Below are 14,830 nucleotides of genomic sequence, written 5' to 3' on the forward strand. Positions count from 1 at the left end.
GGAGCGCCTGTCGTTCGGGTGGTCGTCCGTCGTGGTCGGGCGGGTTTCAGACGGTCCGGGCGATCCGGGTGATGGCCTCCGGGCCGACCCGGCAGCAGCCTCCGATCAGCCGGGCCCCGGCGGCCTGCCAGCGGGCCACCTGTTCCGGCGTGAACGTCGGCCGTCCCGTCCAGGTCCGCGCCCGCGCGTCCCACACCTCCCCGCTGTTGGGATAGACGACCACCGGCTTCCCGGTCACCCGCGCCGCGACCTCCACCGCGTAGTCCGCGTCCTCGGGGGCACAGCAGTTCACGCCGACCGCGATCACCTCGTCCACGTCGGCGGCCAGGGCGAACGCCTCCGCCAGCGGCTGCCCGGCCCGCGTCCGCCCGCCCGCCACGCTGTACGACAGCCAGGCCGGCACGCCCAGGCCCCGTACGGCCCGCAGCAGCGCCGCCGCCTCCTCCGCGTCCGGCACCGTCTCCAGCGCGAGCACGTCGGGACCGGCCGCCGCCAGCACCTCCAGGCGCGGCCGGTGGAACCGTTCCAGCTCCGCGACGCTCAGCCCGTACCGTCCCCGGTACTCCGAGCCGTCCGCGAGCATCGCCCCGTACGGCCCGGCCGAGGCGGCCACCCACAGCGGCCGTCCGATGCCCGCCGCCCGCGCCCGCCGGACCGCGTCCCGGCCCAGTTCCACGCTGAGCGCCAGCAGCCGGGCGGCCCGCGCGCGGTCGATCCCGCGCTCGGCGAAGCCCTCGAACGTGGCCTGGTAGCTGGCGGTGATCGCGACGTCCGCGCCCGCCTCGAAGTACGCGAAGTGCGCGTCGGCGATCGCGTCGGGCCGGTCGGCCAGCAGCCGGGCCGACCACAGCGCGTCGCTCAGATCGTGTCCGGCGGCGGCCAGCTGGTTGGACAGGCCGCCGTCGAGCACGATCGTCCCGGCGGCGAGGGCACCGGCGAGGCCGGGGGAGTTGTCGCTGGTCATGTCCCCGACGCTAGTCGAAACGGCTTCGCGCGACGGGCCGTGTCCGGGTCCTGGTCAGCGCGGCAGGGACGGACAGGCGACGGCCGGTTCGGGCGGACGCTCCGGCAGGTGCGCGGCTCCCACGGTGTCCCGCGCCGCGGCCCCGCGCGCCTGCGGAGGGTCCGGCGCCGGACCGCGGGCCGGGGACGGCGCCAGGTCCTGTTCGGACCAGACGACCTTGCCGCCGGCCTCCGGCCGGGCGTCCCAGCGCCGCGACAACTGCTCGACGAGGAACAGGCCGCGGCCGTTCTCGTCGGTGGTGCGCGCGGTGTGCACCCGCGGCAGGCAGTCGTTGGAGTCGAACACCTCGCAGGTCAGGACCTGGTGCCGGATCAGCCGCAGACCGATCGGGCCGGTGCTGTGGCGGACGGCGTTGGTGACCAGTTCGCTGACGATCAGTTCCGTGGAGTCCTCCAGACCGTCCAGACCCCACTCGGCCAGCCGGCCGGCGGTCAGCCGGCGCGCGCTGCGGACGGCGCTCCGGTCGCCCGGCAGCGTCCAGGAGGCGACCTGGGCGGGACCGAGCGAGCGGGTGCGGACCAGGAGCAGGGTGACGTCGTCGGACGGTGCCGGGCCCGGGACGGTCTCCATGACGCGGCTGCACAGGTCCTCCAGCGAGCGCCCCGGCTCGGTCAGGGCCGCGCCCAGGCGGTCCATCCCCGCCTCGATGTCGTGGTCGCGGGTCTCGACGAGGCCGTCGGTGTACAGGGCCAGCAGACTTCCCTCGGGCAGTTCCAGCTCCACGGCCTCGAAGGGGGTTCCCAGGCCGACACCGAGCGGGGTCCCGGTGGGCAGGTCGGGGAAGGTGACCCGGCCCCGCGGGTCCACGATCGCGGGCGGCGGGTGCCCGGCCCCGGCCATGGTGCACTTGCGGGTGGCCGGGTCGTAGACCGCGTACAGGCAGGTCGCGCCGGTCACCGCGGTCAGCTGGTCCCGGCGGTCGGCGACCCCGTCGCTCAGCCGTTCCAGGGTGGCGTCGAGACGGGCCAGCAGCTCGGCGGGCGGCAGCTCCATCTCGGCGAGCATGTGCACGGCGGTGCGGAGCCGGCCCATGGCCGCGGTGGCGTTGATGCCGTGCCCGACGACGTCCCCGACGACGAGGGCCACCCGGGCGCCGGACAGCGGGATCACGTCGAACCAGTCGCCTCCCACGCCGATGTCCAGGTCGGCGGGCAGATAGCGGGAGGCCGCGTCGACCGCCGTGCCGCCCCGCAGGCGGTGCGGGAGCAGGTTGCACTGGAGGGCGAGGGCTGTGGCGTGTTCGCGGGCGTACAGGCGGGCGTTGTCCAGGGAGAGCGCGGCGCGGCTGACGAGCTGCTCGGCGAGGAGCAGGTCGTCCTCCTGGAAGGGCGCCGGGTCCTCGGTGCGCAGGAAGAACGCCACGCCCAGCAGGACGCCCCGCGCGCGGATGGGGACGACCATCAGCGAGTGCATGCCGTGCTCGCGGATCTTCCGTGTCCGTAGCGGTTCCCGGTTGGTCCAGCTGTCCGCGGTGAGGTCCAGCACCGGCTCCAGATGGGACCTCCCGGTGCGCAGGACGTCGATGAAGGGGGCGACGGGCGGCACCGGCACCGGCTCACCGACCTGCCACGGGGATTCCGGGGCTCCACGCCTGATCGAGGCCAGCCCGGCCCGCCGGAAGACGGGCAGCCGCTCGCCCGTCGGGCCGATGTGGACCGCCGCGCCTTCCCCGGTCGTCACCGAGTGCTCCAGGTCGACGGCGGCGTAGTCGGCGAACAGCGGCACGGCGAGGTCGGCCAGTTCCTGGCCGGTCCGCGTCACGTCGAGGGTGCCGCCCAGACGCGTTCCGGCCTCGCTGAGGATGGCGAGCCGCTCCTGGGCGCGGCGGCTCTCGGTGACGTCGACGCTGATGGTGCACACCCCGAGCGCCTCGCCGTCGGCACCCTGGAGGCAGAAGAGGGAGGCCGTGAGGATGTGTTCGCGGCGCGGACCGGCCGGCAGCCGCCTGCGGAACTCGTGGACGGTGGGCGTGCCGGTGCGCAGGGTCTGGCGCAGCGCCGCCTCGAACGCCTCGGCCTTGGTGGCGGGCAGCGACTCGGCGGACCGGCGGCCGAGCCGCTGGTCACGCGGGATGCCGTCGTGGCTCTCCATCGTGTCGTTCACCCAGGTGCAGCGCAGCTGCGGGTCGCGGACGACGATGCCGATCGGCGCGCGGGTCAGGAGCGACTCCCGCACCGATCCGTTCGTCGTCTCCCGGGAGAGGGTGCGGACGTCGGTCACGGACACCAGCCACCGGACGGTCTCGTCGCGACCCGACAGCATCGAGATCCGCAGGCTGACGGTGAGCAGCCGGCCGTCCCGGTGGCGTACCGCCGTGGTGCCCGACCAGCCCTTGCGGGCGCGGCAGCGCTCGACGAACGCGGAGATCGTCGGCGCCTTCGCGAAGGACGGCACCACCAGTGCCGCGGACCGGCCCACCACGTCCCCGGCGGGGTAGCCGACGAGCCGCTCGGCGGCCTGCGTCCAGCCGAGCACCGTGCCCTGCTCGTCGACCATCGCGATGGCCGAGTCGGATGTCTCGTGGGTGTGGTGAGTGCTGCGCATCGAGCTCTAGTCCCTAGGTGAAGGGGGCGGAGACGCACTCCGTGCCTGGTCTCCGGCCCCGGATCGGACGCAGAAGCGGACGCCGTTCTGGTGCCGTTTGCGGTGTTCGGTGACTAGACAGACCGGATCTCCCGTATGTGACAGAAAGTCCGGTGAGGTCGTATGCGGAGATGCGTGGCGGCGAGGGGATGGCGGGGGCGGGCCGACGCGGAAGGGCCCCGCCTGCGGCGGTGTCCGCTAGGACCGCTCGCAGGGCGGGGCCGCCCGCCCTCGTCGTTCCGCCGGGCGGGCCGCAGGCGGCCGTCCCTTGACGCCTGCCCCTCGAAAATAAAACGAACAGTTATTTTTTACAAGGCCGGACGGGGTGACCCGAGCAAGAAAAACGAATGTTCATCTTCAGGGTCGGGGAGTGGCGGGGTCCGGCCACAGGGCCCGCACCGCCTCGCTCACCCCGGCCACCAGGGCGGGGTCGAGCACGGCCACCTGGAGGAGGTAGCCGGGCAGCAGGCAGACCAGCGCACCGGCGATCTTGTCGGCGGTCACCTCGCCGGGCAGCGCGCCGGTCTCCTGGTGCTCGCGCACGACCTCCGCGAGGTCGGAGCGCATCTGGGTCAGCAGGGTGCTGAACTGCTGGGCCAGTGCGGGGTTCCGCAGCGCCTCCGACCAGGCCAGCACGGCGAGCCGAGAGGTCTCCTGCGCCGCCGGCCGGGCGGTCACGAGGTCGAGGACCTCGGCGAGGACGGCCCCGACGGAGCTGCCGGGCCTGGTCGTGGCGACGGTGTGGACCAGCGCCAGGACGTCGCGCATGTTCTCCTCGGCGATGGCGAGGATCATGTCGTCCTTGCTCGCGAAGTGCCGGTAGACGGCGCCCGCCGAGAGCCCGGACTCCGCGAACAGGTCCTGCATCGACGTCGAGTGGAATCCGTCGCGCAGGAAGCACCGTCGGGCCGCGTCCAGGATCTGGGCACGGCGGGCGTCCATGTACTCCTGGGACACCTTCGGCATGGGGGCATCCTCCAAAGAAAAACGAATGTTCATCTTGACCAGGTCCCGCGACCCTAGCAGACTGACCCCCAAAGAATGATCATTCGTTTTTGGAGGCGGGATCGTGAAGTCCCCGTTCGCGGGTCACCAGTCATGGCGTCGGGTGGCCATCATGGCAGTGGCGCTGCCCCTGGTGATCTCAGTGGCCGTGCTGGCCTACGCGTGGCCCGCGGCGCGCGTGGCCCCGCGTGATCTGCCGGTGGGGATCGTCGGCACGAGTGCGGCGAGCCAGGGCGCGGTCGAGGGGCTGGCGCACGGCAGGCCGGGCGCCTTCGACTTCCGTCTCTACCCCGACGTCGCCTCGGCGCGCGCGGCCATCCGGGAGCGGGACGTCTACGGCGCCTTCGCCGTCACCTCCGGCAGCCTCACCGTGCTGGAGTCCACCGCCGCGAGCCCGACCGTCGCCCAGCTGCTGGACGCCACGGGCGCGCGGCTGGCCGCCCGGGCGTCCGAGGCGGCGGCACGTGCGGCGTCGGCCCGCGAAGGGGCGGCGCGGGAATCGGCGGCGCACGCGACCGAGCCGACCCACGCCAAGTCCCCCCGTGCGCGGTCCGCTTCGGCCGGAAGCGGCAAGGACGGCAAGGACGGCAAGGACGGCAAGGACGGCAAGGACGGCAAGGACGGCAAGGACGGCAAGGGCGGCGCGGGGAGGCCGGCGCCGGTCAGGGTGCGGACCGTGGACGTCGTCCGGATCTCGGCGGACGACCCGCGCGGCGCCGTCTTCAGCTCGTCGCTCCTGCCGATGACCATCTGCAGCATCGTCATCGCCCTGGTGGTCGCGCTGGCGCTGCGGCTGCGGCCCGTGGTGCGCGCCGTGACCCTGGTCGTGGTCAGCGCGGCGGCGGCCCTCGGGGTCTACCTGGTCGCCCAGGGCTGGCTCGGCGCGCTGCCGCACGACCCTCTGGCGACCTGGGCCTCGCTGGCGTTCACCATTCTCGCGATCAGCGCCACCACCGCCGGGACGATCACGCTGGTGGGTTCCGGGGGGCTCGGGCCGTGCGCGGCGCTCATGGTCTTCGTCGGCAACCCGTTCTCCGGCAGTACGTCCGCACCGGAACTGCTGCCCACGGCGGTCCGCGAGATCGGCCAGTGGCTGCCGCCGGGCGCCGGCGCGAGCCTCGTGCGCGGTACGGCCTACTTCGACGGCAACGGCAGCGCGGGCCACGTGGCCGTCCTCGCCCTGTGGAGCGTGCTGGGGCTGACGGCCGTCCTGTTCGGCCACCACACCTACCCCCTCGCCAGGCGCCCGGTCCCCGGCGAGGGCGGGGCGGCGGGGCCCGGCGGACCGGCCGCCGGCACCGCGGCGCTCCGGCAGCCGTCGTCCGCCGGGGACGGGCCTTCCGCCCCGGCGGCCACCGGGACGCACGCCCACGCCCACGCCCGGCACGCCGCGGGCGCCTGATCCGGCGCCCGCGGCGGAGCGGGCGGCCCACCGGTGGCACCGGGCCCGACCGCACGGGTGCCACCACCGAACGGCGGCCGACCCCGCACCGGGCCCGACCGCACGGGTGCCACCACCGAACGGCGGCCGACCCTCGCCCCCGGCGTGGCCGAGGCCCGGGCGTCCGCTGGGCGCCCGGACCCGAACGGCGCACGCCGCCGCCGTACCGGCCGCCCCCCCACCGCGTCCACCTGCGGTGGCGGCCTGAACCACTTCTGACGGCACGGCCCCTGATGCCGTGTCGGACGGGGCCGGGGACGGGTCGGGCGTCGCTGGTGCAATTCCGGCGGGCTCGCCCGGCAACCTCATCGCGCTTCTGGCCAACGGGCCCGGCGTCACTCATCCTGAGGTGATCCGCTCGGCGTCGCCGCCGCGGACGTTCCGCCGATCGGCCAGTGGCGGGCGGATCGAGCCCCTGGGGCGTCCCGACCGGAACCGGGGCGCCCCAGGTCCGTACGGCGTGCGGTCCGGTGCGGGGTCCGGTACGAGCGAGAGAGGGCACCGATGCGACTGCCTCCCGAGGACCGCGGTGCCAGTCCGCGCACCGGATACACCCGCGCCCACTGGGAGGCGGCGGCCGACGCCCTGCTGGCCGCCGTGGAGCCCCACGCCACCCCGGACCGTGCCCTCTACCACCTGCCCGGCGACCGGCAGAGCTGGTCGGGGCGGCTCTCCGACGGACTGGAGGGCTACGCCCGCACCCTGCTCCTCGCCGCCTTCCGCCGCGACGAGACGGTGCTCCAGCGGTACGCGGACGGACTCGCGGCCGGTGTGTCGGGAGTGTGGCCGCGCGTCGAGGACCGGAGCCAGCCGCTGGTAGAGGCCGCGTCCGTCGCCCTCGCCCTGCGGCTGACCCGCCCGCTCCTGTGGGACCGCCTGGACGACCGGGTGCGGCAGCGTGCCGCGGCCTGGCTCGCCGACGCGCTCACCGCCGAACCCTGGCCCTCCAACTGGGAGTTGTTCCCGGTGACGGTCGGCGGGTTCCTCGCCGAGGTCGGCCATGAGCCGGAGGCCGCGCGCCGCGCGGTCGACCACGGCCTGGCCCGCGTCGAGGAGTGGTACGAGGGAGACGGCTGGTACACCGACGGCGACGGCCGCAAGTACGACTACTACAACGGCTGGGCGATGCACCTCTACCCGGTGCTGCACGCCTGGCTGGCGGGCGACGAGCAGCTGCTCGACCTGTACGGCGGCCGACTGGAACGCCATCTCGCCGACTACGCCCGGCTGTTCGGCGGGGACGGCGCCCCGCTGCACCAGGGCCGCTCGCTGACCTACCGGTTCGCGAGCGCGGCTCCGCTCTGGCTGGGCGCGCTCATCGGGCGCACGCCCCTGCCGCCGGGGGAGACCCGGCGACTGGCCTCCGGCGCGCTGCGGTACTTCCTTGACCGGGGAGCCCTGGACGACCGAGGCCTGCTGACCCTCGGCTGGCACGGCCCCGATCCCGCCGTCCTCCAGGGCTACTCGGGGCCCGCGTCCCCGTACTGGGCCAGCAAGGGCTTTCTCGGCCTGCTGCTTCCCGCGGAGCACGACGTGTGGACGGCGACGGAGGAACCGGGCCCGGCCGAGCGCGCCGACGCGGTCACGCCGATCGTGCCCGCCAACTGGCTGTTGCAGTCCACGCGTTCGGACGGCGTGGTGCGCCTCCACAACCACGGCAGCGAGGACGTCCGCTGGGACCCGTACTACACCCGGCTCGGCTACTCGACCGTGACCCGGCCCTCCGCGTCGTACGACAACAGCGTGCTCGTCGACGGCGATCCGAGCCGTACGGACATCGTGCCGCTGGGCGTCGGAGCGGGCTGGGCGGCCTCCCGGCACACCGCCGCCTCCGGTGCCCGCGTCACGAGTGCGGTGCTGGTGCGCGGTGCCGTGGAGGTGCGGGCCTTCCTGGTGGAAGGGGCGGCGCCGGGGACACCGGTGCGGGTGACCGGCTGGGCCGCGGGAGAGGGGCTGCGGGCCGAACTGCTGCCCGCCGTCGGGCTCGACGACGAGTCGAGCGGGCTCACGGGGGAGCGGGCGGGCCTGTTCGTCGCGGTGAGCCGGCTGACCGGGACGGCGGACCCCGAACCGCTCGCGCGGACGGTGACCGTGACCGCGGACGGGGACCGGGACATCACGGTCGTGTGGAGCGGCGGTCCCGGACTGCGGGTCCGCTGGCAGGAGTCCGCGGTGACGGTGGAGCCCACCGCGCGGGCCTGAGCCACGACCGGCGGGACGCGGCGCGCGGGCGGGGGAGTGGGCCGGCCGCCCGTGCCGCACCCAGATCCGCATCGACCCCGCCCTGGCCGACCCGGCCGACCCGGCGATGCGCCGCACCGTCGAGATCACCTACGGCATGCTGCGCGGCTACGGCCTCGTCGAACCCGACGCCACCGACGCCGTCCGCCTGCTGCGCGCCACCTTCCACGGCTACTGCGCCCTGGAGGCGGCCGGCGGCTTCAACGCCCCGAGGGACGTCCGCGCGTCCTGGGACCGGGCCGTCGACGCCCTGCACATCGCCCTTGAACACGGGCCGCACGAGGAGACCGCCCGCCATGCCTGAACCCCACCACGACGTCACCGGCAGCGGACCCGTCCTGCTCCTCCTCCCCGGCGGCGCCGGCCACCTCATGGGTCTGGAACCGCTGACCGGGCACCTGGCAGCGCACTTCACCGTCGTCACGTACGACCCGTTGGGCCTCTCCCACGGACACCTCGGCGAACCGGTCGCCGACCAGCGGGTGGCGGACTGGAGCGAGGGCGCGCGCCGGGCGCTGGCCGAGGCGGTGGGCGAGGACGAGCCGGCGTACGTCCTCGGGACCAGCTCCGGCGGCATCGCCGCCCTCGACCTGCTGGCCCGCCACCCCGGACGGTTCGCCGGCGTGATCGCCCACGAACCGCCGTGCGTGACGCTGCTGCCCGACGGCGCGGCACAGCGGGCCGCGCTGATCGAGCAGGTGGAGCGCGGCCGCCCGGCCGACGGGCCACCGACGCCGTTCGGCGTCTTCCTCGACCACGTCCTGCGCCCGTTCACCGCCTACCGGCCGGGCACCGGCCTGCCCCGCCTCACGGTGGCCGCGGGAACGGACTCCCGCGGCCGGCTCCTGCACGCCACCGCGGAGGCCGTCGCCCGCCACACCGGCGGCGCCTTCACCGAGTTCCCCGACGGACACCTCGGCCCGGTGGAGCATCCGGCGGCCTTCGCGGAGCGGGTCAGGGAGAGCCTGCTCGGCTGACGGCCCGGCCGCCCACCGCGCGAGGTGAGGAGCGGGGTGCCGGTCGCATGCCCGCGACCGGACCGGGCCGGGACCGGCCGGTCACCGCGAGCCCGACGCGGCGCGGCCCGTGCGGACGCCGTTGCGCTGTCCCACCGACCGCAGCGTCCCCTCCAGCGCGAAGGTGGCCGCTCCCAGGCAGACCGGGTCGCTGGGGATCGGGGAGAGGACGATCTCGGTGGCGGCGAACGGCCGTCCGAGCGCGTGCCGGCGGACGGCCTCGCGGACCTCCTCCAGCAGCGGCGCGCCGAGCCCGCGGGCCACCCAGCTGCTGAGCACGATCAGTTCGGGGTTGAGCAGGTTGACCAGGTTGGCGACCCCGGCGCCGATGTATCGGGCCGTGTCCCGCACCACCCGGACCGCGACCGGGTCGCCGTCCGCCACGCCCCGGGCCAGCGCCTCGATCGTCGCGGTCTGGTCGTCGGGACGCAGCAGCGGGCTGTCCGGGCAGGCCTCGCGCAGGTTCAGCATGATGCCGGGCGCGCCGACATAGGTCTCCACGCAGCCGCGGTTGCCGCAGTGGCACGGCCGCCCGTCCAGGACGAGCGTGGTGTGACCCCACTCGCCCGCGCTGTTGCTGACACCGCGGTGCAGTCCGCCGCCGAGCGCGAGCCCGGCACCCACCCCGGTGCCGAGGTTCACCACCACCGTGTCCCCGCGCCCGCGCGCCGCCCCGAACCACTGCTCGGCCACCGCGCAGGCGCGCAGCGGATTGTCCAGGTGCAGGGGATGGGTGACGTGTGCGGACAGCAGGTCGAGCAACGGCACGTCGTGCCAGCCCCAGTTGGGCGCGTATTCGGCGATCCCGGTGTCCCGGTCCACCTGTCCGGGCACGCTCACCCCGACGCCGAGCACCCGCTCGCCCGCCACCCCGGCACGGGCGACCACCGAGCCGACGGCCGCGGCCACATGGCTCACCACCTGCTCCGGCCGGTGCTCGCCCGGGCGCATCTCCTCCTCGGCGCGGGCCAGCACGTTCAGCGCGAGATCGAACAGCTCGACGTGGACGTACGTCTCCGCGATGTCGACGCCGATCAGCGCGCCGCCCGAGGCGTGGACGGCGACGAGCCCGCGGGGCCGGCCGCCCGCCGAGTCCTCGAAGCCCACCTCGGTGATCATCCGCAGCTCCAGCAGCTCACCGACGAGGGTGGCGACCGTCGCCAGGCTCAGCCCGGTGACGGACGCCAGTTCCTGCCGTGAGGTGGGAGACTCGGCGATGATGTGCCGCAGCACCTCGTAGCGGTTCGCGGTGCGGATGTCACGTGATGTGTGCTTCACACGGCGCAAGGCTATGGGCTGCCGCGCGCTTACGACAAGGTATTAGGAAAAGGGCTTTATTAAGCCCGTGACGTCGCGTTCCGTCACAGCGCCAGCGCCTCGCGCACGAAGTCGTTGGCGAACTTCCCGCCAGGGTCCAGGGTTTGGGCCAGCGACCGGAAGTCGGCCAGCCGCGGGTACCGCTCGGAGAGCACCTCGCCGGGGACGCTGTGCACCTTGCCCCAGTGCGGGCGCGGCGCGAACGGCGCCAGCACCTCCTCCAGCAGGCCCACCGCCGGCAGTACGGCCGCCAGGTCGTCGACCCAGGTGAAGTGCAGGGCGACGGAGTCCCGGCCGTGGGCCGGGCCGAGCCACTGCGGATCGGCCGCGATGGTCCGCACCTCGCAGGTCAGCAGGGCAGGGGAGACCGACGCGCGGACGGCGTCGACCGCGTGCAGCGCCTCGGCCGCCGCCGTCCTCGGCAGCAGGTACTCCGACTGCAGCTCGTCGCCGCTGCTCGGCGTGAACTCCGCCCGGAAGTGCGGCAGCCGCTCGTGCCAGGGCCCCGGCACCCCGAACTGCTCGGTGCAGTTGCCCGCCGGCATCCCCGGCACCGGGTGCATCGCCCGCGTCGCCGGAGCGGCCCAGCCGAAGTCCACGGCGTCCCGGTCGGTGCGCCGCTTCACCCACACCTGCCGGAAGCCCGGCTCCCGCCAGTCGGTGAACAGGCTCACGCTGTACCCGGCCGCCGACACGGCCTCGAAGTCCAGTTCGGCGAGCGGAAGTTCGACGTACACCGTCTGCGCGACCTCGTACGCCGGCTCCAGGTCGAGGGTGAGCGCGGTGACGACGCCGAGCGCGCCCAGCGAGGTCACGGCGCCGTCGAAACGGGCGTCGCCGCGGGCGATCGTCGTCGTCGAACCGTCGGCGAGGACCAGCTCCACCTCCCGGACGGGGGCCGCGAGCGAGCCGTTGGCCACGCCGGAGCCGTGCGTGCCGGTGGCCACCGACCCGGCCACCGAGATGTGCGGCAGGGAGGCCATGTTGGGCAGCGCCAGTCCGTACGCGTCGACCGCGCGCGCCAGTTCCGCGTACCGCACTCCGCCCGCGACCCGGACCGTGCGGGCCGCCGGGTCCACCTCGATCACCGGCGGCAGCCCGGCGATCGAGACCAGCAGGCCCCGCGGACCCGGATCGGCGACGCGGTTGAAGGAGTGGCCGCTGCCCAGCACCCGCACCCGAGCGGCGTCCGCCACCAGCGACCGGAGCGCGTCGAGCGAGTCCGGGCGATGGAACTCCCGGGCCGTGTAGGTGATGTTGCGCGCCCAGTTGGTGACCGTCTGCGCCGGATCCGTCATCGCCGTCGTTCCATTCCTGTCGTGCCCCGCCCCTCCTCCGCCGGAGGGGGCGTGTGCGTTGACCCTCTCATTCGCCCGGACCTACGGTGGAGACCGGTTGCTGTCCGCGCGTCACCGAGCCGGAAGGCCCCTTCCTTGCCCGACCGTCCCAAGGCCGCGTTCGCCATGACAGCCCGGAACGTCCCGCACGTCTTCCCGCCGGACGTGCTCGCCCGGCTGCGCGCGTGCGTGGAGATCGATCCCGACACGGTGGCCGACGACTTCACCGATCCCGCGGTCCGCGAGACGCTCGCCCGCACCGAGATCCTCGTCACCGGCTGGGGCTGCCCGGTCCTGGACACCGCGGCCCTGGACGCGATGCCCGCGCTGCGCGCGGTCCTGCACGCGGCCGGCTCCGTCAAGGGCTTCACCACGCCCGAGGTCTGGAAGCGCGGCATCCTGGTCTCCTCGGCCGCGGCCGCCAACGCGCTGCCCGTCGCCGAGTACACCCTCGCGATGATCCTGCTGGCCGGCAAGGACGTCTTCGCCTCCCGCGACCGGCTGCGCGCCCGGCGCGCCCACCCCGACGACGGCCTCGTTCCCGGCGTCGGCAACTTCCACCGCAGGGTCGGCGTCGTCGGCGCCTCCCGGATCGGCCGCCGCCTCATCGAGCTGCTGCGCCCGCACGACCTGCTGGTGAGCCTCGCCGACCCGTACGTGGACGCGGCGGAGGCCGACCGGCTCGGCGTGCCGCTGCTTCCGCTGGACGAGCTGCTGCGCACCTCGGACATCGTGACCGTGCACGCCCCGCAGACCCCGCGGACCCACCGTCTGCTCGGCGCCCGCGAGCTGGCCCTGATGCCGGACGGCTCGGTGCTGATCAACACCGCGCGCGGCTCGCTCCTGGACCACGACGCCCTCGTCGAGGAACTGCGCGCCGCTCGCCTGACCGCGATCCTCGACGTGACCGACCCCGAGCCGCTGCCGGCCGGCTCCCCGCTGTTCGACCTCCCCAACGCCTTCCTGACCCCGCACCTGGCCGGCTCGCAGGGCAACGAGCTGGCCCGGCTCGGGCTCACCGTGGTCACGGAGGCCGAGCGGCTGGCGGCCGGCGAGGGCCTGCGGCACGCCGTCGACCCCTCGGTGCTGGAACGGCTCGCGTGACGGGCCCCCGCCGCCCCCCGCGACCGTGCCCGTAGCCCGGAGGCCGTCCCGGCCGGCCGGTCCGGCAGCCCCCTCCGCGAGCCGGTTCCGGAAGTCGCTTCCGCAAGCCCGTTCCGCAAGCCCCTCCCGGTGGCCCGGAGGCCGTTCGGGTGGTCCGGGAGGCCCCTCGGTGTCACTCGCGGCGGCGGAAGACGTGGTCGAACCGGGCCGAAACGGTGCGAACAGCACCGCGTGAGGGGACCCGGCACGGCCGGCGAACGAGCGGGGGCATACCGTGAGGAGTCGAACGCCTGAGTCGGAAGGAGACACGGGATGGGCAGCCGTACCGCGCTGGTCGAGGACCTGATGGAGAGGTTCCCGCACGTACCGAGGGAAGCCGTCTTCAAGGAGGACCTGCTCCGGGGCGGTGTCGCCTTCGACCCGTCGGCCCTGAGCGACAACGAGAACGGCGAGGTGAAGCCGAAGTCGTACTTCATCTTCTCCTTCGACCACGGCACCCTGCCGGAGCTGGGCGAGGCCGCGCTGCGCCGGCCCCCGGAGGAGATCATCCTCACGGGCGGCCCCTACGACCTGCGCCGGACCGTGGTGTCCGTGCGGGTGAACCCCGCCTCGCCGTACCGGGTGGCCGCCGACGAGGACGGGCTGCTCGGCCTCTACCTCGACAGCAAGCGGATCGCCGACGTCGGCGTGCCGCCGATGCCGGAGTACTACCGGCACAAGCTGGCCAACGGGAAGTCCGTGATGGAGGTCGCCCCGACCATCCAGTGGGGCTACCTGATCTACCTCACCGTCTTCCGGGTCTGCCAGTACTTCGGCGCCAAGGAGGAGTGCCAGTACTGCGACATCAACCACAACTGGCGCCAGCACAAGGCGGCCGGGCGGCCGTACACCGGCGTCAAGGACGTGGAGGAGGTCCTGGAGGCGCTGGAGATCATCGACCGGTACGACACCGCGAAGACCTCCACCGCCTACACGCTGACCGGCGGCGCGATCACCAAGACCGTCTCCGGCCGCGACGAGGCCGACTTCTACGGGCACTACGCCAAGGCCATCGAGGAGCGGTTCCCCGGCCGCTGGATCGGCAAGGTGGTGGCCCAGGCCCTGCCGCGCGACGACGTGCAGCGCTTCAAGGACTACGGCGTCCAGATCTACCACCCCAACTACGAGGTGTGGGACGAGTACCTGTTCAAGATGTACTGCCCGGGCAAGGAGCGGTACGTCGGCCGGGACGAGTGGCACAAGCGGATCCTTGACTCGGCCGAGATCTTCGGCCCCCGCAACGTGATCCCCAACTTCGTGGCGGGCGTGGAGATGGCCGAGCCGTTCGGCTTCAAGACCGTCGACGAGGCGATCGCGTCCACCACCGAAGGCCTGCGCTTCTTCATGTCGCAGGGCATCACGCCCCGCTTCACCACCTGGTGCCCGGAGCCGACGACCCCGCTCGGCAAGGCCAACCCGCAGGGTGCCCCGCTGGAGTACCACATCCGTCTGCTCCAGGCCTACCGGCAGACGATGGAGGACTTCGGCCTGGCCTCGCCCCCCGGCTACGGCCCGCCCGGCCCCGGCAACGCCGTCTTCTCGGTCAGCTCCTTCATGGACAGCCTGCCCGCGGAGGAACCGACCAAGGTGTGACCCCCGGAGATCGGGAAACGGGAGGGGGGGGGGGGGCCCCCCCCCCCCCCCCCGGGGGGGAGGCGGGGCGGGGGGGCGGGGGGGACCGCGGCCGGCCGCCGCCCCCCCCCCCCCCCCGCGCGGGCAAAAA

Annotated in this window: 10 protein-coding genes and 3 pseudogenes; 6 read left to right on the plus strand and 7 right to left on the minus strand. The window is 74.2% G+C overall.

Annotated elements, in window-relative coordinates; genetic code table 11:
• Nucleotides 1–46: 46 nt before the first annotated feature.
• The 5 genes and pseudogenes from mmuM to ACIRQ9_RS38350 all read right to left on the minus strand — a co-directional run bounded on the left by mmuM (nt 47) and on the right by ACIRQ9_RS38350 (nt 4,573).
• The gene (gene mmuM / locus ACIRQ9_RS38330; protein ID WP_404184787.1) at nt 47–964 is read right to left on the minus strand and encodes a homocysteine S-methyltransferase; all 918 of its coding nucleotides are present in this window, start codon (nt 962–964) and stop codon (nt 47–49) included.
• A gap of 54 nt (nt 965–1,018) precedes the next feature.
• Nucleotides 1,019–1,552 (minus strand): ATP-binding protein, encoded by a 534-nt coding sequence (locus ACIRQ9_RS38335; protein ID WP_404184817.1) that lies wholly within the window; start codon nt 1,550–1,552, stop codon nt 1,019–1,021.
• Nucleotides 1,547–2,155: pseudogene (locus ACIRQ9_RS38340) on the minus strand (PP2C family protein-serine/threonine phosphatase); the annotation flags it as partial. The pseudogene ACIRQ9_RS38340 and the gene ACIRQ9_RS38335, both read right to left, overlap by 6 nt.
• Before the next feature lie 147 nt (nt 2,156–2,302).
• A pseudogene (locus ACIRQ9_RS38345) lies at nt 2,303–3,568 on the minus strand (PAS domain-containing protein); the annotation flags it as partial.
• A 396-nt stretch (nt 3,569–3,964) separates the two neighbouring features.
• Nucleotides 3,965–4,573, minus strand: a complete 609-nt coding sequence (locus tag ACIRQ9_RS38350) for a TetR/AcrR family transcriptional regulator (RefSeq protein WP_404184790.1) — start codon at nt 4,571–4,573, stop codon at nt 3,965–3,967.
• A gap of 151 nt (nt 4,574–4,724) precedes the next feature.
• Between ACIRQ9_RS38350 and ACIRQ9_RS38355 the strand changes: the two genes are divergently transcribed.
• The 4 genes and pseudogenes from ACIRQ9_RS38355 (at nt 4,725) to ACIRQ9_RS38370 (ending at nt 9,271) form a co-directional block, all read left to right on the plus strand.
• Nucleotides 4,725–6,014 carry a hypothetical protein gene (locus ACIRQ9_RS38355; protein ID WP_404184793.1) on the plus strand — a complete coding sequence of 430 codons (1,290 nt, stop codon included), beginning with the start codon at nt 4,725–4,727 and terminating at the stop codon, nt 6,012–6,014.
• Nucleotides 6,015–6,557: 543 nt separating this feature from the next.
• Complete coding sequence (locus tag ACIRQ9_RS38360; protein ID WP_404184796.1) at nt 6,558–8,255, plus strand: DUF2264 domain-containing protein; 1,698 nt, start codon at nt 6,558–6,560, stop codon at nt 8,253–8,255.
• Nucleotides 8,256–8,298: 43 nt separating this feature from the next.
• Nucleotides 8,299–8,598: pseudogene (locus ACIRQ9_RS38365) on the plus strand (TetR-like C-terminal domain-containing protein); the annotation flags it as partial.
• On the plus strand, nt 8,591–9,271 hold the full coding sequence (locus ACIRQ9_RS38370) for an alpha/beta fold hydrolase (protein WP_404184799.1): 681 nt from the start codon (nt 8,591–8,593) through the stop codon (nt 9,269–9,271). The pseudogene ACIRQ9_RS38365 and the gene ACIRQ9_RS38370, both read left to right, overlap by 8 nt.
• 81 nt (nt 9,272–9,352) lie before the next feature.
• Here ACIRQ9_RS38370 and ACIRQ9_RS38375 read toward each other — a convergent pair whose 3' ends face one another.
• On the minus strand, nt 9,353–10,588 hold the full coding sequence (locus ACIRQ9_RS38375; protein ID WP_404184802.1) for an ROK family transcriptional regulator: 1,236 nt from the start codon (nt 10,586–10,588) through the stop codon (nt 9,353–9,355).
• Nucleotides 10,589–10,671: 83 nt separating this feature from the next.
• Nucleotides 10,672–11,925, minus strand: coding sequence for an FAD-binding protein (locus ACIRQ9_RS38380; RefSeq protein ID WP_404184805.1), 1,254 nt, complete (start codon nt 11,923–11,925; stop codon nt 10,672–10,674).
• A gap of 135 nt (nt 11,926–12,060) precedes the next feature.
• Between ACIRQ9_RS38380 and ACIRQ9_RS38385 the strand changes: the two genes are divergently transcribed.
• On the plus strand, nt 12,061–13,068 hold the full coding sequence (locus ACIRQ9_RS38385; RefSeq protein ID WP_404184808.1) for a hydroxyacid dehydrogenase: 1,008 nt from the start codon (nt 12,061–12,063) through the stop codon (nt 13,066–13,068).
• Between the two features lie 312 nt (nt 13,069–13,380).
• On the plus strand, nt 13,381–14,700 hold the full coding sequence (locus ACIRQ9_RS38390; RefSeq protein ID WP_404184811.1) for a radical SAM protein: 1,320 nt from the start codon (nt 13,381–13,383) through the stop codon (nt 14,698–14,700).
• The last annotated feature ends 130 nt before the right edge of the window (nt 14,701–14,830 follow it).

This window comes from Streptomyces sp. NPDC101237, from assembly GCF_044767465.1.
Classification (GTDB): Bacteria; Actinomycetota; Actinomycetes; order Streptomycetales; family Streptomycetaceae; genus Streptomyces; species Streptomyces gramineus.